This window comes from Desulfovibrio legallii (genome assembly GCF_004309735.1).
GTDB classification, from domain to species: Bacteria; Desulfobacterota; Desulfovibrionia; order Desulfovibrionales; family Desulfovibrionaceae; genus Desulfovibrio; species Desulfovibrio legallii.
On record NZ_SIXC01000001.1, the window covers coordinates 107,768 to 128,657 of the forward strand.

General features: G+C 63.7%; 17 protein-coding genes. 7 read left to right on the forward strand and 10 right to left on the reverse strand.

Annotated features, from left to right (window positions below):
• Window positions 1-32: 32 nt before the first annotated feature.
• The 5 genes from murC (at window position 33) to ftsZ (ending at window position 5,904) form a co-directional block, all read left to right on the forward strand.
• The gene (gene murC, locus EB812_RS00425) at window positions 33-1,406 is read left to right on the forward strand and encodes a UDP-N-acetylmuramate--L-alanine ligase (protein ID WP_130957700.1); all 1,374 of its coding nucleotides are present in this window, start codon (window positions 33-35) and stop codon (window positions 1,404-1,406) included.
• Window positions 1,399-2,289, forward strand: coding sequence for a UDP-N-acetylmuramate dehydrogenase (gene murB / locus EB812_RS00430; RefSeq protein WP_118229004.1), 891 nt, complete (start codon window positions 1,399-1,401; stop codon window positions 2,287-2,289). Before murC ends, murB begins: the two co-directional genes overlap by 8 nt.
• Entirely contained in the window at window positions 2,274-3,158 is an 885-nt protein-coding gene (locus EB812_RS00435) for a cell division protein FtsQ/DivIB (RefSeq protein WP_118229003.1), read from the forward strand. The genes murB and EB812_RS00435 overlap by 16 nt, the downstream gene beginning before the upstream one ends.
• A gap of 131 nt (window positions 3,159-3,289) precedes the next feature.
• Window positions 3,290-4,525: a cell division protein FtsA gene (gene ftsA, locus EB812_RS00440; RefSeq protein WP_118229002.1), complete on the forward strand. Its 1,236-nt coding sequence runs from the start codon at window positions 3,290-3,292 to the stop codon at window positions 4,523-4,525.
• A gap of 50 nt (window positions 4,526-4,575) precedes the next feature.
• Window positions 4,576-5,904 (forward strand): cell division protein FtsZ, encoded by a 1,329-nt coding sequence (gene ftsZ / locus EB812_RS00445; RefSeq protein ID WP_118229001.1) that lies wholly within the window; start codon window positions 4,576-4,578, stop codon window positions 5,902-5,904.
• A 609-nt stretch (window positions 5,905-6,513) separates the two neighbouring features.
• Here the strand turns inward: ftsZ and hypE are convergent.
• The 10 genes from hypE to nadC all read right to left on the reverse strand — a co-directional run bounded on the left by hypE (window position 6,514) and on the right by nadC (window position 18,151).
• Window positions 6,514-7,518, reverse strand: coding sequence for a hydrogenase expression/formation protein HypE (gene hypE, locus EB812_RS00450; protein ID WP_118229000.1), 1,005 nt, complete (start codon window positions 7,516-7,518; stop codon window positions 6,514-6,516).
• Window positions 7,518-8,609 (reverse strand): hydrogenase formation protein HypD, encoded by a 1,092-nt coding sequence (gene hypD, locus EB812_RS00455; protein ID WP_118229074.1) that lies wholly within the window; start codon window positions 8,607-8,609, stop codon window positions 7,518-7,520. The genes hypE and hypD overlap by 1 nt, the downstream gene beginning before the upstream one ends.
• Window positions 8,610-8,878: 269 nt before the next feature.
• Window positions 8,879-9,934, reverse strand: a complete 1,056-nt coding sequence (argC, locus tag EB812_RS00460; RefSeq protein ID WP_118228999.1) for an N-acetyl-gamma-glutamyl-phosphate reductase — start codon at window positions 9,932-9,934, stop codon at window positions 8,879-8,881.
• 111 nt (window positions 9,935-10,045) lie between these two features.
• Complete coding sequence (locus EB812_RS00465; protein ID WP_118228998.1) at window positions 10,046-10,345, reverse strand: DUF1844 domain-containing protein; 300 nt, start codon at window positions 10,343-10,345, stop codon at window positions 10,046-10,048.
• Between the two features lie 308 nt (window positions 10,346-10,653).
• Window positions 10,654-11,838, reverse strand: coding sequence for a pyridoxal-phosphate-dependent aminotransferase family protein (locus tag EB812_RS00470; RefSeq protein WP_118228997.1), 1,185 nt, complete (start codon window positions 11,836-11,838; stop codon window positions 10,654-10,656).
• Window positions 11,839-11,854: 16 nt separating this feature from the next.
• Window positions 11,855-13,036: a class I SAM-dependent rRNA methyltransferase gene (locus EB812_RS00475; RefSeq protein WP_130957701.1), complete on the reverse strand. Its 1,182-nt coding sequence runs from the start codon at window positions 13,034-13,036 to the stop codon at window positions 11,855-11,857.
• 1 nt (window position 13,037) lies between these two features.
• On the reverse strand, window positions 13,038-14,570 hold the full coding sequence (locus EB812_RS00480) for a hypothetical protein (RefSeq protein WP_118228995.1): 1,533 nt from the start codon (window positions 14,568-14,570) through the stop codon (window positions 13,038-13,040).
• Window positions 14,571-14,594: 24 nt separating this feature from the next.
• Window positions 14,595-16,196 (reverse strand): L-aspartate oxidase, encoded by a 1,602-nt coding sequence (nadB, locus tag EB812_RS00485; protein ID WP_118228994.1) that lies wholly within the window; start codon window positions 16,194-16,196, stop codon window positions 14,595-14,597.
• Window positions 16,197-16,203: 7 nt separating this feature from the next.
• Entirely contained in the window at window positions 16,204-17,250 is a 1,047-nt protein-coding gene (nadA, locus tag EB812_RS00490; RefSeq protein WP_130957702.1) for a quinolinate synthase NadA, read from the reverse strand.
• A 28-nt stretch (window positions 17,251-17,278) separates the two neighbouring features.
• The gene (gene nadC, locus EB812_RS00495) at window positions 17,279-18,151 is read right to left on the reverse strand and encodes a carboxylating nicotinate-nucleotide diphosphorylase (protein WP_118228992.1); all 873 of its coding nucleotides are present in this window, start codon (window positions 18,149-18,151) and stop codon (window positions 17,279-17,281) included.
• Between the two features lie 234 nt (window positions 18,152-18,385).
• Between nadC and mgtE the strand changes: the two genes are divergently transcribed.
• Both mgtE and EB812_RS00505 read left to right on the forward strand, forming a co-directional pair.
• A complete protein-coding gene (mgtE, locus tag EB812_RS00500) occupies window positions 18,386-19,978 on the forward strand; it encodes a magnesium transporter (protein WP_242621143.1) in 1,593 nt (530 codons plus the stop codon).
• 58 nt (window positions 19,979-20,036) lie between these two features.
• Window positions 20,037-20,720, forward strand: coding sequence for a LuxR C-terminal-related transcriptional regulator (locus EB812_RS00505; RefSeq protein WP_118228991.1), 684 nt, complete (start codon window positions 20,037-20,039; stop codon window positions 20,718-20,720).
• Window positions 20,721-20,890: the final 170 nt, after the last annotated feature.

The following is a 20,890-nucleotide window of genomic DNA, read 5'->3' on the forward strand; positions in this document are numbered from 1 at the left end:
TGTATCTAGACTTTTTTTAAAGGATTTTTTACATGAACAACAAAATCAAACGCATCCACATGGTGGGCATCGGCGGCGCGGGCATGAGCGGCATTGCGGAAGTGCTGCTTAACCAGGGGTACGCGGTCACGGGGTCGGATATGGCCGATTCTGCCGTGGTGCGCCATCTGCGGGATCTGGGCGCGCACATCGCTCTGGGCCACGCGGCGGAAAATATCGGCGATGTGCAGGTGCTGGTTAAATCCACGGCCATCAGTGAGGACAACCCGGAACTGGTGGAGGCCCGTCGGCGCAATATCGCCATTATCCCCCGTGCGGAAATGCTGGCCGAGCTCATGCGCCTGCGGCAGGGCGTGGCCATTGCCGGCACCCACGGCAAAACCACCACCACCTCGCTCACGGCCTCCATTTTCGATACCGCCGGGCTGGATCCCACGGTGATCATCGGCGGTCGGCTCAATGTTTACGGCACCAACGCCCACCTGGGCCACGGCGACTACCTTATTGCCGAGGCGGACGAATCCGACGGCTCTTTTTTGTGCCTGTTGCCCATTATCAATGTGGTCACCAATGTGGATGAAGACCATCTGGACCACTATAAAACCCGCGAGCACCTCAACGCGGCCTTTGTGCAGTTCATGAACCAGGTGCCGTTTTACGGCCTTAATGTTGTCTGCGGCGACGATCCCGGCGTGCGGGCCCTGCTGCCCCAGGTCAAGCGCCCGGTGCTGACCTACGGTTTTGCCGAAGAAAACGCCCTGCGCGCCGTGCCCCTGGAAAGCGGACGCACCAATCATTTTGAGGTCTGGCGCGACAACCGCAACCTGGGCGAAATCAATCTGCCCCAGCCAGGGCGGCACAACATGCTCAACGCCTTGGGCGCCATCGGCGCGGCTATGGCTGCCGACATCAGCTTTACGGACTGCACGCGCGGCCTGAACGGCTTTGGCGGCGTGGGGCGGCGTTTTGAATTCAAAGGCGAGCGGGGTGGCGTTACCGTGGTGGACGACTACGGCCACCACCCGGCGGAAATTGCGGCTACCCTGGCTACGGCCCGGCAGGTTTTTCCTGGTCGACGTCTGGTGGCGGCGTTTCAGCCTCACCGTTTTACGCGCACCCAAGCCCATTTTGGCGAATTCTGTAAAGTTTTCGATGCCGTGGATTTGCTGCTGTTGACAGAAATTTATCCCGCTTCGGAAAAACCCATCCCCGGCGTTTCGGGCCAGAGTCTGGCTCAAGGCATCCGGCAGGTTTCCACTACGCCGGTGGAGTATTTTCAGACCCTGGACGCCATGACTGTGGCTTTGCCCACGCTGCTCAGGCCCGGTGACGTCCTGCTCACGCTGGGCGCGGGCAGCATTACCCGCCTGGGCCCGGCCTGGCTGGAGGCGCAAGACCATGCGTGAAACCCCTGCCCCCTGGCTTGCCCCGCGCACTACCTTGCGCGTGGGCGGCACGGCCCTGGCCGAAATAGTGCTGGAGCGTCTTGAGGACGTGCCCCTGCTGGGCGAGCGTCTGCGCGCTCTGGGCGGCACGCCGTTGGTGCTGGGGGCGGGCAGCAACATCTTGGCCCAGGACGGCGAACTGCCCCTGGTACTGGTGCGGCCGCAACTCACGCACGGGCCGGAAATTGTGGGTGAGGCCGGGGGTAAGGTGCTGGTGCGGGCCGGGGCGGGCGTGCCCTTGCCGCGCCTCTTGCGTTTCTGCGCCGTCCACGGCCTAAGTGGCCTGGAGGGCCTTGTGGGCATACCGGGCAGCGTGGGCGGGGCCATTGCCATGAACGCCGGGGCGCATGGCGTGGAGACGTGCGAAAAAATAATAAAAATACAAGCTGTTATCAATGGAACAGTGCGTACAGTCAACGTACAGGGACTACAGTATGGCTATCGGCATCTGTGCATTGCAGGCAGTAACGATGATTTTATTGTCTTGGAAGGCACATTTGGCTTGACCAGAGCGGCCAGGGATGGCATCAGTAATTGCATGCGTCACAACTTTCTTAAGAAAAAGTCTAAACAACCTGTGACGGCCTGGAGTGCGGGCTGTGTGTTCAAAAATCCCGCGCCGGATATGTCCGCTGGCAAACTTTTGGAACAGGCGGGCTTTAAAGGAAAAAAACTGGGCGGCATGGCCTTTTCCAGCCTGCATGCCAACTTTCTGATCAATGAGGGCGAAGGCAGCGCCACGGCGGCCCTTTCCCTGCTGCGGGAAGCGCGGGAGGCCGTGCTGCGGCGTTGCGGCATCCTGCTGGAGCCCGAGGTCAGGATAACGCCATGCCTCTTGCCCTGAAGAAAAGTGGTCGCAAGGCCCGCAACGCCTATACCCGTGCGGCTGTTTCGGGCAAAAAAGGGCGCAGGGCGCAGCGTTCTGTCATGCCGGCCCCCTTGCGCGCTTTGGGCGCGCGTTTGCGGGGGCTGCGGGGGCTGAAGAGCCTGGCGGCCCTCACCGCCCTGTTGTTGGGGCTGGGCCTGGTGCTGGCCGGCGTATGTCTTGCTTCCCTGTGGCTGTACAACGCGGCGATTACCAGTGATTTTTTCACCACCCGCCATGTGGACGTGACCGGCAATGTACGGCTTTCCCGGCAGATGGTGTTGCAGTATGGCGGCATACGCGAAGGGGGCAACAGCCTTTCCGTAAGCATTTCCAAAGTGGAACGTAACCTGCGGCAGACCCCCTGGGTGGCGGAAGTATCGGTTAAACGTCTTTTGCCGGACAGGTTTGTCATAAAAATTAAAGAGCGTTTGCCCTCATTCTGGGTGCACAAGAACGGTGTACTTTACTACGCCAACGAGCGCGGTGAAATCATCGCCCCGGTGGAGAGTGAAAACTTCCTTTCCTTGCCCACCCTGCGGGTGGAGCCGGGAGCTGAGGACGATATCCCGTATCTGGAGCGGATTTTGCGGGATATGCGCAAGGGCGCGCTGCCCGTGGAGGCCGGGGCCATTGCCACGGTGACCCTGAGTCCCGGCAGGGGAGTGGAACTCTACCTGGAGGACCGGGAACTGCGCCTCTCTCTGGCTACGGACGACTGGGACGGCAACTTGGCCCGTCTGGGCATGGCTCTGGGCGATCTGGCCCGTCGGCGGGACCTGCGCAACGTGCGCGAAGTGCGCGCCGTCAACGGGAGCGTATGGGTACTGCTCAACCAGCCGGCCTGATGCGGTTTGCCGCCGCAGGGGCAGGACAGGCGATACAACAGAGGACGTACATACGTCGGCGCAGTGCGGGCCAGTTCCGCAAACCTCCGGCGCAATCCATATAGCATAGCAAGGTGTTTCAGGAGTATGGCATGAACAAGTCCGAGCTCATCGTTGGCCTCGATATCGGCACGACCAAGATCTGCGCGGTGGTCGGGGAACTTACTGAGTCGGGTCTCGTCGACGTGGTGGGCATCGGCACCAGTGTTTCCACTGGGTTGCGCAAGGGCGTAGTGGTCAATATTGAGCAGACCGTTCAGTCCATCCGCAAGGCGGTGGAGGACGCGGAGCTTATGGCCGGCTGCGAAATTCATTCGGTCTATGTGGGCATTGCCGGCAGCCACATCATGGGCATCAACAGCCATGGGGTCATTGCCGTGAAAGGCGGCGAGGTGGCGCAACGCGATGTGGAACGCGCCCTGGACGCGGCCCGCGCCGTGGCCATCCCTGCCGACCGTGAAGTTATCCACATTCTGCCGCAGGAGTACATTGTGGACAACCAGCGCGGCATTGCCGACCCCTTGGGCATGGCCGGCGTGCGCCTGGAAGTGAAAGTGCACATTGTCACCGGGGCCGTGTCTTCCGCACAGAATATTGTACGCTCCTGCCACCGCAGTCAGCTGGAAGTTTCAGACATCGCCTTGGAATCTCTGGCCTCGGCGCAGGCCGTGCTCACCGAAGAGGAGCGCGAAATAGGCGTGGCCCTGGTGGATTTGGGGGGCGGCACCACAGACATCGCCGTCTTCGCCAACGACGCCATAAAGCACACGGCCGTGCTGGCCTTGGGCGGGCAGAACCTCTCCAACGACATCGCCTTTGGCCTGCGTACGCCTGTGGCCTCGGCTGAAAAAATCAAGCTCAAATACGGCTGCGCCCTGGCAGACCTGGTGCGCCACGACGAGTTTATTGAAGTCCCCAGCGTGGGCGGGCGCGATCCGCGCCGCCTGTCGCGTCAGGTGCTCGCCGAAATCTGCGAACCGCGCATGGAGGAAATCCTCTATCTGGTGGACCAGACTCTGGTCCGCTCCGGCTATAAGGATATGATCGGCGCGGGCGTGGTGCTCACCGGCGGCACGGCGCTTATGGAGGGCTGCCAGGAACTGGGTGAGCAGATCTTCAATCTGCCCACGCGTATCGGCTACCCACGCAATGTGGGCGGCCTGAAGGACGTGGTTAACAGCCCCAAATTTTCTACAGCCGTAGGGCTGTTGCGCTACGGTGCGGAAAAAGAGCTTTCCGGTCAGAAAAAATTTACCACACGGAGCGAGAGCGGCGTTTTCGACGGCGTGCTCGTACGCATGAAAAAGTGGTTTGCGGACATTTCCTAACAAACAAACCTCAAGCGGGCATTTGAGGTCTGAAATCCAGGAGAGGACATATGGCTCAATCAATCGTTGACGATATTGACACCACGCTGGCCAGCAACGCAAAAATCAAGGTCATCGGCGTGGGCGGCGGCGGCGGCAATGCTGTGCAGAACATGATCGCTTCTGGCTTGCGCGGCGTGCAGTTCGTCTGCGCTAATACGGACCTGCAGGCCCTGGCCAAAAACGGCGCTTCGGTCAAGGTGCAGCTGGGCGAAAAACTTACTAAGGGCCTGGGGGCTGGGGCCAACCCCGAAATAGGCCGCGAGGCCGCAGTGGAAAGCGTCAACGCCGTTCGTGAAGCCATCGGGGACGCGGACATGGTTTTTGTTACCGCCGGCATGGGGGGCGGCACCGGCACGGGCGCGGCCCCGGTGGTGGCCCAGGCCGCCAAGGAACTGGGCGCGCTCACCGTGGGCGTGGTCACCAAGCCCTTCAGCTTTGAAGGCGCCAAACGCAAGCGCGCGGCCGAGGCCGGCCTGGAGGAGTTCAAGCAGCATGTGGACTGCCTGATCACCATCCCCAACGACCGCCTGCTGGCCTTTGCCCCCAAAAAGGCCCCCTTCTCCGAGATGCTGCAGAAGGCCAATGACGTGCTCTATTACGCCGTTAAGGGCATTTCGGACGTCATTGTGGGCGATGGCCTCATTAACCTGGATTTTGCCGACGTGCGCACCACCATGGCCGAATCCGGACTGGCCCTCATGGGCACGGGCATTGCCTCCGGCGAAAACCGCGCTCGCGAAGCCGCCCAGCGCGCCATTATGAGCCCCTTGCTGGAGGACGTTTCGCTGGAAAGCGCCAAAGCCGTGCTCTACAACATCACTGCGCCCACAGATATCACCGCTGATGAAATCGCCGAAATCGGCGAGATTATCGGTGAAGCCACGCCCGAAGAAGCCAATATCATTTTTGGTGTGGTCTTTGACGACAACATCGGCGACGAAATCCGCCTGACGGTCATCGCCACGGGCATCGAATCGGTGCAGGCCGTGGAAAGCGTGCAGCCCCAGGCTGCCGCGACGGTGACCAACTTCCGCAAGCCTGGTCGGGACGCCGTGGTGGCCGATTCGCGTCGCATGGGCTCTCGCGGCGCAGCGCGGAACCAGCGCGGCGGTGAGCTGGACGAACCCCTGCTGGGCGACGAGCCTGCCCGCGCCTCACGACGGGCTCAGGCCGGCCTTTGGACCAACGAAAAAGATATAGAAGGGCCGTCCTATATGCGCAAGCGTCAAGCCTTGGGGCAGTCGCTGCACAGCGCGCACAACCCTGGGCAGCAAGACTTTACCTATGATGAAGACGACTTTGAGATTCCCACCTTTATCCGGACACAGGCGGACTAGAGCAGATTACCTTTGAGAATATGTATTCTCAAAGGTGAAAACACGCTCGTTCCGGCGCTTAACCGCGCAAATAAATTGCGCTTGCGCCTCCACGGCGGGCGGTTGCTTACGCAACCACCAGGGCATTTCAAAAGTTAAATGCCCTAAGTCTGCTCATGAATAAGGCCCGGCGGCCGCGCTGGCGGCCGCCGAGACAAAAGCCCGCGAGCCTTGGGGTGGGGTTGCGGTGGGCAGGGCCGTCTGGATTGGCGGGTTTGCGCACGGGAATGTCAGAAAAAGTCTTTTTGTTCGCTGCGTTGCACCGCTTTTGACGGTGGCTCCTTGGCCTTCAGGGATGCGGTGGGCGTTCGGCTGTGGACGCACCTTTAGCCGCAATTCTGCAGCGGTGCCAATATATACAAATTTTACCACTTTTCAGGGCTCGCCTCTTCGGCCCTGAAATGCCCGCCGGGAGGCCCATTGGGGGCCTCCCAGTGCGGGGCGTTACGCTCCGCTTTTCAGGGCAAGCGTTCCCCCTGCGGATCGCTATGTTCCTTTCTTTGAGATAGCCCATAAAACCTGCAGGCTGGCCGCCCAAGGTGACAGGTGCGGTTCGCAGGGTAAGGGGATTCAGCAGATGCGGGGCAGTTGCGCGCCTTCCAGCATGCCCAACAGGCGGCGGCCCCCGATGCGGGTGGTCAGGGTCACCTGGGCTTTGCCTGCAGTCACCGTACCTACGCGAGCGGCCTCCAGCCCATAGGGCGAGCGGCGCATGGCCGCCAGGGCGGTCTCGGCGCGGTCTTCCGGCAAAATGCAGATACATTTGCCTTCATTGGCCAGATAGAGCGGGTCAAGCCCCAGGAAGGAGCAGCCGCCGCGCACGCTTTCGTGAACAGGGATGCTGGCTTCATCCAGCTCGATGCCCACCTGGGATTGTTCGGCGATTTCGTTGAGCGTAGTGGCCAGGCCGCCGCGCGTAGGGTCGCGCAGCACATGCACCTGACCCGCCGCAGCAATGATGTCGGCGATCATATGATTGAGGGGGGCAGAATCTGACGCCACGTCGCTGAGAAAGGAGAGCCCTTCACGGCTGCCCATGACGGTCAGGCCGTGGTCGCCCAGCGCGCCGCTCACCAGTACGGCGTCGCCGGGACGGGCATTGTGCCCCGAAGGCGGCGGGGCGGCAAAGACCGTGCCCACTCCTGTAGTATTAATAAATATTTTGTCGCACGCGCCGCGCGGCACCACCTTGGTGTCTCCGGTGACGATGGACACGCCCGCAGCCCTGGCCGCCGTGCCCATGTCCGCTGCTACGCGCTCCAGCACGTCCAGAGGCAGGCCTTCCTCCAGAATGAAGCCGCAGCTCAGGTAGCGGGGTCGCGCGCCCAGCATGGACACGTCGTTAACCGTGCCGTGCACGGCCAGACTGCCGATGCTGCCGCCGGGGAAGAAGAGCGGCGTCACGGTATAGGTATCGGTGCTCATGGCCAGCGGGCCGTCCAGATCCTCCAGCAGGGCGGCGTCGTCCAGCCGTTCCAGCAGGGGGTTGGCGAAATGCCGCAGAAAACACTGCGCCACCAGGCGCTGCGAGGCGCGTCCGCCGCTGCCCGCATCCAGAAGAAGACAGGTCTCCATTATCGCTCCGAATATTTGTAGTAGGCGGCGCAACTGCCCTCGGTGGAAACCATGCAGGGGCCTACCGGGGTGGCGGGTGTACACTTTTTGCCGAAGAGGGGGCAGTCCGGCGGGGCCATGCGGCCGCGCAGTACGTCGCCGCAACGGCAGCCCGGCAGGGGGGGCACCTCCGGCAGGGTCACGTCCAGGCGGGCCATGGCGTCCAGGTCGGCAAAGTCCGGCCGCAGTTTAAGCCCGCTCTGCGGGATGCGCCCGATGCCCCGCCACAGGGCGTCCGTCGGCTCAAAAACCTGTTCCATCAAGGCGCGGGCCCGGGGATTGCCCGCGTCGTCCACCGCGCGGGGGTAAGCGTTGACCACCGCCGCTGTGCCGTCCCGCCGTTGTTCAGCCATAAGGCAGAGGGCCAGCAGGATGTCCGCCGGCTGAAACCCGCCCACCACGCCGGGCACATGGTAGTCCCGCGCCAGAAAGGCGTAGGGCTCCAGCCCCAGGATGGTGGAAACGTGCCCCGGCAGCAAAAAGGCCTCAATGCCGCACTGACTGTCGTCCAGCAGGGTGCGCAGGGCGGGAGGCACCAGCTTGTGCAGGGAAAGCACGCAGAAGTTCCGTATCTTGCGCTGACGCGCCGTAAGCAGAGTGGCCGCCACGGTGGGGGCTGTGGTTTCAAAGCCGATGCCCAGAAAGACCACCGTGCTCTCCGGATTGGCCGCGGCCACGTTGAGGGCGTCCAGCGGGGAGTAGACGATTTCTACCCGCGCGCCCTGGGCCTGGGCGTGCTTGAGACTTTTGCCGCCGGGGCCGGGCACGCGCAGCAGATCTCCGAAAGTGGTCAGGATGACTCCGTCACGCCCGGCCAGGTCCAGAAAGGCGGCCACTTCCGCGTCGTGGGTAACGCAGACGGGACAGCCCGGTCCGGAAAGGTGCGTGACCGATGCGGGCAGCAGCGAACGCAGGCCGCTTTGGAAAATGGCCACCGTATGTGTGCCGCAAACCTCCATAAAGCGTAGCGTGCGGCCGTCCAGCGCCCGCGTCAGGCGTTGCAGCAGGGCGTGGCAGAGCTGCGGATCCTGAAAGGCGTTTTCCAGTTCCATGGCATTCCCTTTGTTCAGCATTCAAAAACTGTTGACCACTGCCGCCACCTTCGGCCAAAGCGCACTGAGCCCATATGGTTCTTTTTAAGATTGCAATGCCCTGGCGGTTGCGTAAACAGCCTCCCGCCGTGGAGGCCGCAAGCGCTATGTATTTGCGCGCTTAAGTGCCGGAACGAGCGTGCCGTAACCTGTGAGCGTGCCTATTCTCACAGGTAAGCTGCTCTCGTGCGCGGCGGCCCTGGCCTTTTGCCGCTGCAAATGTGCCGCGCTTACGGCAGTGGGGCCAGATTATTGAGCCCTGCCTCCACCGGCAGGCCGCACATGAGATTGGCGTTGGCCAGGGCCTGGCCGGAAGCGCCGCGGCAGAGGTTGTCAATGGCCGAAAGAATGATCAGCCGTCCGGTGCGCGGGTCCACCACCAGGCCCAGGTCGCAGAACATGCTGCCGCGCACATAGCGCGTTTCCGGCAGCGCCCCCTTGGGCAGGATGCGGACCCAGGGACTATGGCTCCAGGTTTCGGTATAGACTGCGCGCACGGCGTCCAGATCCATACGCGGGTCTTTGAGCCGGGTATAGATGGTAGCGAGGATGCCCCTGTTGGTGGGCAGCAGGTGGGTATTGAAGGAAAGGCGTACGTCCTGTCCGGCCAGAAGGGAGATTTCCTGCTCGATTTCCGGCGTATGCCGGTGGGTGGGCAGGCCGTAGGCACGGAAGTTGTCCGAAACTTCGGAAAACAGCGTGGGCACAGCGGCCTTGCGGCCCGCGCCCGTGGCTCCGGATTTGGCGTCCACCACCAGGTCGTCGCAGTGGACGAGGTTGTTTTTGACCGCAGCATAGAGCCCCAGAATTGTGGCCGTGGGGTAGCAGCCGGGATTGGCCACCAGGCTGGTGCGGGCAATGTCCGCGCCGTAGAGTTCAGGCAGGCCGTAGACGGCCTTGTGCAGCAGGTCGGTACAGACGTGTTCGCGCTTGTACCAGGCTGCATAGGTGGCCGGGTCGCGCAGGCGGAAGTCGGCGGAAAGATCCACCACCTTTACGCCGGCGCGCAACAGGGGCTCAGCCATATCCATGGCTGTGCCGGCGGGCACGGCCAGGAAGACCACCTCGCAGAGCTCCGCCGCTTTTTGTGGGTCAAAGGTGCTGATGACCACATCCGCGCCGGGCAGATGTTCCAGAAATGGGTAGTAGGATCCCAGACGACGGCCTGCCTCGGCCCGGGAACAGGCCATGCCCAGGCGCATGGACGGATGCCCCGCCAGCAGGCGCGCCAGCTCCATGCCCGCATACCCGGTAATGCCCACCAAACCCACGGAAATCACTTTCATGTCATATCCCTTTGGAACGTCGGTTGCGAACGTCGGCGCGCCCTGCGGCGGCGTAACCGTGGCGAGGGCGCTTTTTCAGTACAAAAAATCCCCGTCGCGGGGGCAGGGCCGTCAGCGACCACTGCAGTCCGGGCCGCAACGGATAACGAACTTCATGCGCAGTTCATAGAGCAGGCTTTCCAGCAGCTTGCTTTCCTGCTCGTCCAGACATTTTTCGGTCTTGCGTCGCAGCATTTCCAGCACGTCGATACTGTGCCGGGCCAGGGGCAGGTCTGTTTCCGTCTGTCCGGTTTCAGGATTGGGCACCTCGCCGAGCTGCACCAGCGCCGATGAAGCCAGAGAAATGACAAAGGTGGAGAAGGTCACTTCAGGCATGGGACCGGCAGAGCAGCCACAGTTTTTTTCAGTCATGACGGACTCCTGGCGCGCTGGCCGCGCGCTGTTGCCCCTGCCCTCCGCCGGGATCGGATCTGGCCGGACGGGCGACGGGTCTGAGAAAAAAGACGCTACTGCCGCGCCTCAAAGCCTTGCGGAAGCGTCATAGAGCAGACTACTTTTGAGAATAGGTATTCTCAACGGTTATGGCCCGCGCGTTCCGGCGTTTATCCGCGCAAAGACATCGCGCTTGCGTTTCCACGGCGGGCGTCTGCTCACGCAACCGCCAGGGCATTTCAAAGGTGTAATGCCCCAGCGGGTTTCCCCCAAGCTGCCGCCGGGGGTCAGCGGCATACGGGCGGCAGGGGCACGCCCGGTCCGTCCTTGAGGGCCGCGCGGTAGGCTGCCAGGGACTGTTCCAGATAGTCGCGCGCGCCGCTGAAGCCGCCTGTTTCCGCCAGGCTGCGGTTGAGGGCATAGAGCCCCGCCGCCACATCGGCCCAGTCCACCCAGCCCATGTGGCCGATGCGCACCATACGGCCCTTGTATTGGTCCTGCCCGCCGGCCATGCAGATGCCGAATTCCTCCTGCGCGCGGCGCAGCACAGCTCCGCCGTCCACGCCCGGAGGCAGCAGTACGCTGGTGACACCCCAGGAGAAATGGCTTTTGGCAAAAAGCTCCAGCCCCATGACGCTGACGCCCGTGCGGGCCATCATGGTCAGGGCCCACTGTTTGGCGTAGAGGGCCTCCAGGCCGTTTTCCAGCAGCAGGGCCAGGCTTTCCTCCAGGGCCACCAGCAGGTTGATGGCAGGGGTGAACAGGGTTTGCCCCTGCTCCACCTTTGCTTTCTCTTTGGGCAGGTTGAAATAGAAACAGCCGGTGACGGTGGCGGCGGCCTTTTCCCAGCCGCGCGGAGAAAGAGCCAGCAGGGCCAGGCCAGGGGGCAGCAGCAGTCCTTTCTGTGAGCCCGTCACCAGGCAGTCGATGCCCCATTGATCCATGGGACAGGGGGCCAGGCCCACGGCCGAGATGCCGTCCACCAGCAGCAGGGCGGGGCTCTTACGGGTGACGGCGGCGATTTCGCGCACGGGATGGAGCACGCCCGTGGAGGTTTCGGAGTGCTGTACCAGCACGCCGACAATAGCCGGGTCTGCGGCCAAAGCGTCGGCCACGTCCTGCGGTTCCACAGCCTTGCCCCAGGGCACGCTGACCGTGACCACCTCCAGCCCGCGCGAGACGGCGATTTCACGCCAGCGCTGGCCGAACTTGCCTCCTTCCACCACCAGCACCTTTTCGCCGGGGGCAAACAGGTTGTACACGGCGGCGGTCATGGCGCCCGTGCCGGAAGAGGTCAGGGGCAGCACTGTCCCCGCAGTGCCGAAAAGGGTCCGCAAGCCTTCCTGCACACGTCCCATAATGGCCATAAATTCGCTTTTGCGGTGGTGGATCATGTCCTTGGCCAGGGCAAGACGAACCCTTTCGGGCAGAGGCGTGGGGCCGGGGGTGAGCAGGCGAACTTTGTTCAACATGACGCTTCCTTGTTGTTTATGGGCCCACCTGGGCGATATAGCATTTAAGGTACGCCGTTTCCGGCATGGCGGCCTGAACGGGGTGGTCCGGTCCCTGACCTCCCGCAAACAGCAGCCGGGTATGCAGTTTGCTCTTGGCGGCGGCCTGCGTCAAGCAGTCGCGCAGTTCTTGCGCCTCCAGATGGTGCGAACAGGAGGAGCTGGCCAGCACGCCGCCGGGTTTGAGCAGGGATACGGCCAAAACTGCGGCCTGGCGGTAGGCGGCCAGCCCCTGCGCTCTGTCCTTGCGGCGTTTGATGAAGGCGGGCGGATCCAGACTGATGCAGCCAAAGCGGCGGCCCGTTTCACGCAGTTCACGCAAGACTTGGAAGGCGTCGCCGCAGAGGGCCTGGGCCGCGCAGTGCGGCGCGTTGGCGGCGGCATTGGTCAGGGCGTAGTCCAGAGCAGGGCGGGCCGCGTCCACAAAGGTCACCGAAGCCGCGCCCGCGGCGGCGGCCGTTACGCCAAAGCCGCCCACATAGCTAAAAATATCCAATACGTCCGCGCCCTTGGCATAGCGCGCCAGCTCCCGTCGGTTGCGTCGCTGGTCATAGAACCAGCCGGTTTTCTGCCCCGTGACGCAAGGGGCCAAGAAGCGGCAACCGTTTTCCGGCACTTCCAGCGCCTCCGGCGCCTGGCCCCAGGCGGCGACGGCGCGGTCAAGCCCCTCCAGGGCGCGGGCGGGTAGGTCATTATCCCAAAGAATGGAGGTCGGGGCGAGCAGATCGTGCAAGCAGGCTTCCAGGGCTTCCTTACGGCGCTCCATGCCGGCGGTGGTAAGCTGTACGGTGAGGTGCCCGTCAAAACGGTCCAGAACCAGGCCGGGCAAAAAATCGCCTTCACCGTGGCAGAGGCGGTACCAGGGTGCGGCGTAGAGCCGCTCGCGCAGGGCCAAAGCCGCTGTCAGGCGGGAACGCAGCAAGGCCGCATCCAGCTCGGTTTCCGGGCGACGGCTGTAAAGACGCGCGCAGATGAGCGAGGCGGGATTGACGTACACGCTGCCCAGGGGTGCGCCCCGCGCGTCGCAGAGGGTGGCCGCCTCGCCGGGTTCAAAACTGGGAAGGGGGCTTTTGCTCCCGTCCACCTCGTTGCCGAAGACCCAGAGGTGCCCGGCCCGCAGACGGCGGTCTTCATGTTTTTTCAGCCAGAGCTTGCGCATGTCATAAACCTGAGGGGCCGGCGGCGGGCTGGCCGGAAGGGGGCAGTCCGCGCAGCTGTTCTTCAATGGTGAGACGTCCGGCCGTGGCCGTGACGTCAAAAAAGGCTCCGGGATTTTCGCTGGCCAGAAGCAGGTCGTCAGCACCCAGGGGGCGTTCCGTGCGGGTGCGCACTTCCAGAGTGCCCGGCCTGGTGAAAAATGTTCGCAGGGCCTTGCCGATGTTTCGATTTTGGGGGGTGGTCGTCAGAGATGGCGAGGCCAGGGCCGCGTTGAGTGTGGCCAAGGCTTCGTCCGATTCCGGAGCCAGCGCGCGCACCAAGAGGCTGGTCAGGCCCGCGTCCGTGAAGGTCAGGCTGAGCCCGCTGTAACGCTGCAGCAGGAGACTTGCTCCCTGGCCCGCGTCGTGGATGGTCAAGGCGCAGTTGAGGTCGCCCAGGCCCGTGGCCCGCACGGAAGCCTTTTCCCAGCTTTGGTGGAGTCCTGTTTTGCGGCTTTCGAAGCTCAGGTCCGCCACTGTGGCGGGCAGGTTCAGACCGGTGAGTAATTCCAGCGTGCCCTCAGGGAGGTCCAGGCCTTCCACCTGGCTCAGGCTGTGACGCGGTGCGGTGGAAAGCCAGCGGAAGCGCACCTGACGCACGCGGATGTTTTTGTTGCCCAGGCTCAGATCCAGGTCCGCGGCCCGCAGGCCGCCCAACAAGGGCGGATTGGCGGCCAGCATGGAGTCCGTAAGAGGGATGAGGGCCGCCAGGGCTCTGTCCATGCCGGCCCCGGTCTTGTCCGCCACGTCCATCAGCCGACGGAGCGTATCCTCATGCGGCAGATGGATGTCCCGCTGCTCCAGGCGGCCCAGACGCAGCGCCTCCCTGCCGTTGACGGCCAGGCGCAGGTCGCTCAGGTCAAATGCGCCCATACTTCCGCCCTGCCAGCGTCGCAGCTCCGCTGTATCGATGGTCATGCGAGTCAGGCCTGCGCTGCCGGGAATTTCTACCGTTATGAAACGGGCGCGGAGGTTGTCCGCCCCCATGCGGTAGAGGATATCGGCCGCATCCATGATTTGGGCAGGGGCCAGAGCTTCGGCCGCCAGGGCCGCGTCAGCCCGGAGCACATCAATGGTTTCGTGCTGCAGCACGCCGCGGGCCTGCGGGGTGCGCAGAACCACGTTGCGCAGGTCCACATTCTGGGCCACGGGCACAAGGCCTTCTTTGGGCAAGGCCAGGGGCCGCAGGGGCGTAAAGGCCAGCAATATGCGTACGGGCAGGCGCACATGGGCCTCGGCCACGGTGTAGGCCAGCGGGCCTTCCGGGCTGTGCCCGCGAAAGGTGAGGCCCCGGATGGTCAAATCGCGGGAAAAAGGGGCCAGAGTCACCTGGTCCGCCGAGGTCTCATAGGGTTGCCCCCCGGACGAAAGGCTGATGTGCTGCAGACTTTGCAGCACCTCCCGCTCCACATGGGGGCGCAGCACAAAGTTGATCCCCAGCAGCAGGGTAAGAGTCAGCGCGCCGGCGAGAGCCAGCGGCAAAAGGAATTTTTTCATGCTCCTGTCGTCCTTGTCCGCGCGTCAGTCCACCCTGTGGTGGCAGCCCAGACTTGTACGGTTGCGCATGGCGGCCTGGGTGATGGCGTAGGCCGTCTGCGAACCGTGGAAGAGGTCCACCAAACGTCGTGAAATATGGGTGCGTTTGTAAAAATCGTGGATATGGCGCACCTGATCGCGCATGTCTTCAAAGGCGCGGCGCAATCGGGCTTCAGTGCGCGAAATGCCCACATAGTTCCACATGGTGTTGCGGATGTTGGTCCAGTCCTGGGCCACCAGGGCCGGGTCGTCGTTGCGCTCGTTGCCTTCGTGCTGCCAGTCAGGGATGGCCCTGGCCAAAGCTGTGGGCAGGCCGCGCTCGGACGTGCAGCGCCGGGCCAGATCCTTGCCGCAGCTCATGCCCCAGACCAAGGCCTCCAGAAGGGACGTGCTGGCCAGACGGTTGGCCCCGTGTAAGCCCGTGCAGGCGCATTCGCCGACGGCGTACAGCCCGCGCATGGAGGTGCGGCCGTTGATGTCCGTAAGCACGCCGCCGCAGAAGTAGTGGGCGGCGGGCACCACGGGGATGGGCTCTTTGCGGATGTCGATGCCGGCCTGGCGGCAGGTTTCAAATACCGTGGGAAAGCGCGTGGGCAGATCCTGCTTCACGCAGCTCACGTCCAGGAACAAGCAGGGCGCGCCGCTGTGGAGCATTTCTTCCATCATGGCCTGGGCCACTACGTCGCGAGGGGCCAGGTCCCCCCTGGGGTCGTAATTGCGCATAAAGGCGTGGCCTTTCTGATCCAGCAGGCGGGCTCCCTCGCCGCGCATGGCCTCGGTGATGAGGGAGCGGCGGTTGGTGCGTTCTTCATAGAGCGCCGTGGGGTGGAACTGCATAAATTCCAGATTGGCCAGGGCCACACCGGCGCGGAAGGCCATGGAAACGCTCGTGCCCACGCAGCCCGGTGTGTTGGTGGAATGCAGAAAAACCTGCCCCACGCCGCCGGTAGCCAGCACGGTCCAGTCGGCCAGGATGGTTTCCGGTTCGCCGCTTTCTTCGTTGAGCACATAGGCGCCCAGGCAACGGTTGCCCACCTCGTAGCGGTACTGCGAGGTTCTGGCCTGGTGGTGACTGGTCAGGAGGTCGATGGCCGCACGACGGTGCAGTCTGGTGATGCGCGGATGTTTGCGCACCTGGGCGGTGAGGCCGTCCATGATGGCCTTGCCGGAGTAATCGGCCCGGTGCAGGATGCGCGGGGCGGCGTGCCCCCCCTCCCGCGTAAGGTTGAAGCTGCCGTCGGGGTTGCGGTCAAATTCCACGCCCGCGCGCTCCATCAGCATGCGTTCCACGCAGCGCGGGCCCTGGCGGCAGAGGTAACGCACGGCCTTGCGATAGTTGTAGTCGTGCCCGGCCACCAGAATGTCTTTTTCCAGAGCGCGGGCGTCGTCGGGAATGGCCGTTGAGGGGGCGGCACGGTAGATGATGCCGCCCTGAGCCAGTTCGGAATTGCCGTCGGCCAAGTCTTCGCCTGCATTGATCAGCAGAACGTCATGACCGGCGTCGGCCAGGGTAAGGGCCGCCGTGCAGCCGGCAACGCCGGAGCCGATGATCAGCACGGGCACATGCCGCCGGGTGGGAGTGCTCATAGCTTCCTCACAGTCCGCAGGCCTGGAGCATGCGGGTTAGGGAGAGGCGGGCGGGGGGACAAAGGGCCTTCTCCACAACCAGCGGGGTGGCGGCGCCGTCCGCAATGCGCCTCAATATATCATAAAGTTTTTTTTCCGTCACCTTGGCCATGTTGCCACAGATGGCGTGTCCCAGGGGGATTATGTCGCACTGCCCGGCGTGGCGGGCCGCCAGGCGGCGCACCAGATTGTTTTCCGTGGCAATAACCAGCGTGCTGCCGGGGTTTTCGCTGGCCACGCGGGCGGCCTCCTTGATGAGGTAGGATGTGGATCCGGCCCCGTCGCAGAGGGCCACCACCTCTTCACGGCATTCGGGGTGGGCAATGACCCGGCAGCCGGGGTGGGCGGCGCGCATATCCAGGATGTCCTGCGGCTCGAAGCGGGCGTGGATGGCGCAACAGCCCGGCCAGAGCAGCAGCTTTCTGTCCAGAGCCTGCGTATCGGGAGCGACCAGCCCTTTGGAGCCGATGCGCAGCACGTGCCGGTCCGCTGGCGCAATGCCCAGGCCCGTGGCCGTATTGTCGCCCAGATGCCTGTCCGGCAAAAAAAGTACGCTGTCGCCCTGGTCCAGCGCCCAGCGCAGCATGGTGGCGGCATTGGCTGAAGTGCACACGGCCCCGCCGTACTCGCCCACCACGGCCTTGAGGGCCAGGTCAGTATTGACGTAGGCCAGGGGCACCACCTTGCGGCCCTGGGCGGTGAGCTCTTCCAGCACCTTGCGGGCTAGGGGGGCCGGCGTCATGCGGGACATGAGGCAGTCCGCGTCCAGACTGGGCAGGTAGACGTGTTGGCCGGGCTTGGCCAGCAGGGCGGCCGATTCGCCCATGAAATAGACGCCGCAAAAGACAATGTGTTCGGCCGTCACCGAGGGCACCCGGCGGGCCAGTTCCAGAGAATCGCCGGTGATGTCGCAGTGACGCACCACAGCGTCATTCTGGTAGTGGTGCCCCATAATACAGAGGCTTGCGCCCAGACGCTCCTTGAGGCGCGTGATGGCGGCGTGCAAATCTTCCATAATACTGTCCTTGAAAAAAACGGCCCGGTCAGGCCGGAAGCAGGGTCATGCTGAAGTCGGCGGCCACGGCGGAGTGGGTAAGTCTGCCCACGGAAATGAAATCGGGCCGACGCGGTTGGGTCAGGGCAATGGCGCGGATGTTTTCCAGGCGCACGCCGCCGCTCACTTCGGCTTCCACTTCAGGTGGAACCAGCGCCAGCGCCTGGGCAAGGGCCGCGCCCTCCATGTTGTCCATCATGACGCGTTCCACCCCGGCGGCCAGGGCCTCGCGCACGTGGCCCGGGGTGCGGCATTCCACCTCTATGGGCGGGCAGGGCGCGTACCGCGCGCGCAGGGCGGCCACGGCAGCGGCAATGGAACCCGCCGCGTCAATGTGGTTATCTTTGAGCATGAGCATTTGCGCCAGGTTGATGCGGTGGTTGCAGCCGCCGCCCGCTTGGACGGCGTATTTCTCCGGCCAGCGCAGGCCGGGGGTGGTTTTGCGCGTGTCCAGCAGGCGTACGCCCGTGCCTTCCAGTTCCCGTACGTAGCGGGCCGTGAGGTTGGCAATGCCCGAAAGGTGGGTGATGAAATTGAGGATGACCCGCTCGGCCTTGAGCAGGGGTTCGGCCGGAGCCGTGATGCGGGCCACTTCTGTCATGGCGGGCACGGCGCCGGCCTCCGGGGCCAGCGCTTGCCAGTGGAAGGGCGCGTCGAGAGCGCGCAGCACTTCGCCGATAACGGGCAGGCCCACCACCAGGGTGGCTTCCTTGGCCCGGATGACCGCGTGCAGTTGCGCATCGGGCGCAAACAGGGCCCGGGCGGTAAGCTCCGGGCCGTCCTCTTCCAGGGCCAGGGCAATGGCCTTTTGTAGCAGCGGCCGGCCTTCAGGGGTAAAGAAGGCGGCCCATGACGTGAACATTGCGCTTGTCCCCTCCGCTTCCGCGTGCTAAGTGAAAAGGCGCCCGTCAACGGGCCGGAACCCCTGGACGGCGCGCCGGTTGGCATAGGGTTGCAGCAGGCCTTTGCAGGCTTGCCGGGTTTCTGACACCTACTTAGAATGCCCCGTGGCGCGCGTCAAGCTGTGTGCCTATGGGCGCAAGCGTCCGCGACGGCGTTGTTTTTTGATTCGTAACGTACCAGGGTACTGACGTGTATGGCTGACCTCCGCACCGAAAAATCTACTGTTTTTTCTCCGGAAGACCGTGTTGCCCCATCTGCCCAGGGCGACGCGGGGGCGCAATCCTCTCCCGCGCCGGAGAGGACGGTCGTCGACATTCCGGCTTCTTCGCCAGCCTCTTTTCCCCAGCCGTGCGCAACCACTGTCCCTTCTTCCGATATCGCCTCAGCCCTTTCGCCCGCGCCCGCACCTGAAGCGCCGCCCATCGTCCCGGTTGTGCAGGACAATGCCGAGGCCGGCGACGCTGAAGTGGCCGACCTGGAGCGCGAAAACACCCGTGTGGACGCCGCCGCCTATACTGACGCGGAATTTGTCCACCCGGCGGACATGGCCGACCATCTGGAGAATCTGAGCCTGGAAAAGCAGGTCAGCACCCTGCGGCGCATGCCTAAGGAGGAGGCCGCCGAGGCTCTGGCCGAGCTGGACGAAAATATGGCCGTGGACGTGCTGGAAAATCTGGACGATGACGTGGCCGCCCAGATTATCGCCGAAATGTCCCCGGACGACGCCGCCGACGTGCTGGACGAACTGGACGCCGACCGGCGCGACGCCCTGCTGGGCCGGCTGACCCGCGAGAGCTCCGAAGAGCTGCGCAGCCTGCTCAACTTTGACCCGGACTCGGCCGGCGGCGTCATGAATACCGAGCTTATCCTGCTGGAAAAAAATTTTACGGCGGACGAGGCCATTGCCCATATTCGCAGCGAAATGGCCGACAAGGAAAGTCCGTACTACGCCTATGTGGTGGACGCCCAGCATGTGCTGGTGGGCGTGCTTTCTCTGCGCGACCTCATGCTGGCGCGCCCCGGCACAGTGGTGGGCGATGCCGTGGCCGGGCAGAGCGTGGTGAGCGTCACCTACGATACGGACAAGCGCGAAGTGGCCAGCCTGCTTTCGCACTACAATTATATGGCCATGCCCGTGGTGGACAACGAAGGGCATATTATGGGCGTGGTGACCTACGACGATATCATGGACATCATGCACGAGGAAGCCAGCGCAGACATGCTGGGCATGGTGGGCGCGGACCCGGAAGAAAGCGTGGACACCCCCTGGAAGGAGAGTGTGCGCAAGCGTCTGCCCTGGCTGTTTGTGAATATGATCAATTCCGCTCTTTCCGCTTCCGTGGTCTATATGTTTGAAGGTTCCATCGCCCAGATGGCCGTGCTGGCCGTGCTCATGCCCATGGTGGCCAACCAGGCGGGCAATACGGGCCAACAGGCCCTGGCCGTCATGATCCGCCAGCTGGCCACAGACCGCTTTGACCAGAAGAAAGCCTGGATGGCCGTACTGCGCGAAGGCAAGATCGGCATCGTCACCGGCATGGTCATGGCCGTCACGGCCTTCTGCGCGGCGTGGTGGTTTACCGGGCAGGCCAAGGTGGGGGGCGTCATGGGCGGCGCGCTGCTCTGCGATATGTTGCTGGGCGCGGTGGCGGGCGGCTCCATTCCGCTGCTCTTCCGCGCCCTGGGGCGCGACCCGGCGCAGGCGTCCAGCATTTTTCTGACCACCATTACCGATGGCGCGGGTTTTTTTATCTTTCTGGGGCTGGCCACGCTGTTCATCCTTTAACCCAGGCCGCCGCCGTCGTGTGGTCCGGCGGGACCGTTGCCGGGGAGCGCAGCCGCATATGCCGGAAACACCGGGCGAAGTCTGCCGCATCCTGCTGGTGGACGACCATAAACTGCTTATGGAGGGCGTGCGCAGCCTGCTAGCCCCTTACGGGCATCTGCGGGTGGTGGGCATGGCCTGCAGCGGCGGCGAGGCCGTGGCCTTGGCCGCCGCGCTCTCGCCGCATCTGGTGGTGCTGGACCTGGGCCTGCCGGGCATGAATGGGGTGGAGACGGGCAGGGCCGTACTGGAAGTGCAGCCCCGCGTCCGCATTGTGGTCTATACCGGCCTTGAGGACCAGCGTTGGCTGCCGGAACTGGTGGACCTGGGCATCATGGGCCATGTGCGCAAGTCCGAACCGCCGGGCGTACTGCTGCGAGCCATTGAAAGCGTGCGGCGGGGTGAAATTTTTGTGACCTTTCCCGACCCCGGCGGGCGCATGGCCGCCCTGCTGCGTGAGCGCCGCGCCGCCGACAGCGCCGTGGGCGACGCCGCCGCCGATCTGCGCGCCCTTTCCCCGCGCGAAAAGCAGATTTTTCGCCTGCTGGCGGACGGCAAAAGCGTCAAGGCCATTGCTGGCGAGCTGTTCATCAGCCCCAAAACAGTGGAAACCCATAAGTACAATCTGCTCACCAAGCTCAAGGCCGCTTCCGTGGGCGATCTGGTCAAAATCGCCATCCGCCACGGTCTGGTCAAAGTTTAGCTGCAGCCAGGGGGCAGCCCCATTATGGGCGGCGTTCCTGACGCCGCCGTGGCGCCATGCGCCCATCTGGCGGCGCCCCCCTATTGGGGAAAACCCTTAGGCAAAAATTCACAAATCAGGAAACTCCCGATGGCCCAGGCCCTTGCCGGAGGCTAGTCTGGCTTTGTCAG

Excerpts from the sequence above, each read along its gene's own strand:
- murC (WP_130957700.1), top strand. The coding sequence starts at position 33 with ATGAACAACAAAATCAAACGCATCCACATGGTGGGCATCGGCGGCGCG.
- murB (WP_118229004.1), top strand. The coding sequence starts at position 1,399 with ATGCGTGAAACCCCTGCCCCCTGGCTTGCCCCGCGCACTACCTTGCGC.
- EB812_RS00435 (WP_118229003.1), top strand. The coding sequence starts at position 2,274 with ATGCCTCTTGCCCTGAAGAAAAGTGGTCGCAAGGCCCGCAACGCCTAT.
- ftsA (WP_118229002.1), top strand. The coding sequence starts at position 3,290 with ATGAACAAGTCCGAGCTCATCGTTGGCCTCGATATCGGCACGACCAAG.
- ftsZ (WP_118229001.1), top strand. The coding sequence starts at position 4,576 with ATGGCTCAATCAATCGTTGACGATATTGACACCACGCTGGCCAGCAAC.
- hypE (WP_118229000.1), bottom strand. The coding sequence starts at position 7,518 with ATGGAGACCTGTCTTCTTCTGGATGCGGGCAGCGGCGGACGCGCCTCG.
- hypD (WP_118229074.1), bottom strand. The coding sequence starts at position 8,609 with ATGGAACTGGAAAACGCCTTTCAGGATCCGCAGCTCTGCCACGCCCTG.
- argC (WP_118228999.1), bottom strand. The coding sequence starts at position 9,934 with ATGAAAGTGATTTCCGTGGGTTTGGTGGGCATTACCGGGTATGCGGGC.
- EB812_RS00465 (WP_118228998.1), bottom strand. The coding sequence starts at position 10,345 with ATGACTGAAAAAAACTGTGGCTGCTCTGCCGGTCCCATGCCTGAAGTG.
- EB812_RS00470 (WP_118228997.1), bottom strand. The coding sequence starts at position 11,838 with ATGTTGAACAAAGTTCGCCTGCTCACCCCCGGCCCCACGCCTCTGCCC.
- EB812_RS00475 (WP_130957701.1), bottom strand. The coding sequence starts at position 13,036 with ATGCGCAAGCTCTGGCTGAAAAAACATGAAGACCGCCGTCTGCGGGCC.
- EB812_RS00480 (WP_118228995.1), bottom strand. The coding sequence starts at position 14,570 with ATGAAAAAATTCCTTTTGCCGCTGGCTCTCGCCGGCGCGCTGACTCTT.
- nadB (WP_118228994.1), bottom strand. The coding sequence starts at position 16,196 with ATGAGCACTCCCACCCGGCGGCATGTGCCCGTGCTGATCATCGGCTCC.
- nadA (WP_130957702.1), bottom strand. The coding sequence starts at position 17,250 with ATGGAAGATTTGCACGCCGCCATCACGCGCCTCAAGGAGCGTCTGGGC.
- nadC (WP_118228992.1), bottom strand. The coding sequence starts at position 18,151 with ATGTTCACGTCATGGGCCGCCTTCTTTACCCCTGAAGGCCGGCCGCTG.
- mgtE (WP_242621143.1), top strand. The coding sequence starts at position 18,386 with ATGGCTGACCTCCGCACCGAAAAATCTACTGTTTTTTCTCCGGAAGAC.
- EB812_RS00505 (WP_118228991.1), top strand. The coding sequence starts at position 20,037 with ATGCCGGAAACACCGGGCGAAGTCTGCCGCATCCTGCTGGTGGACGAC.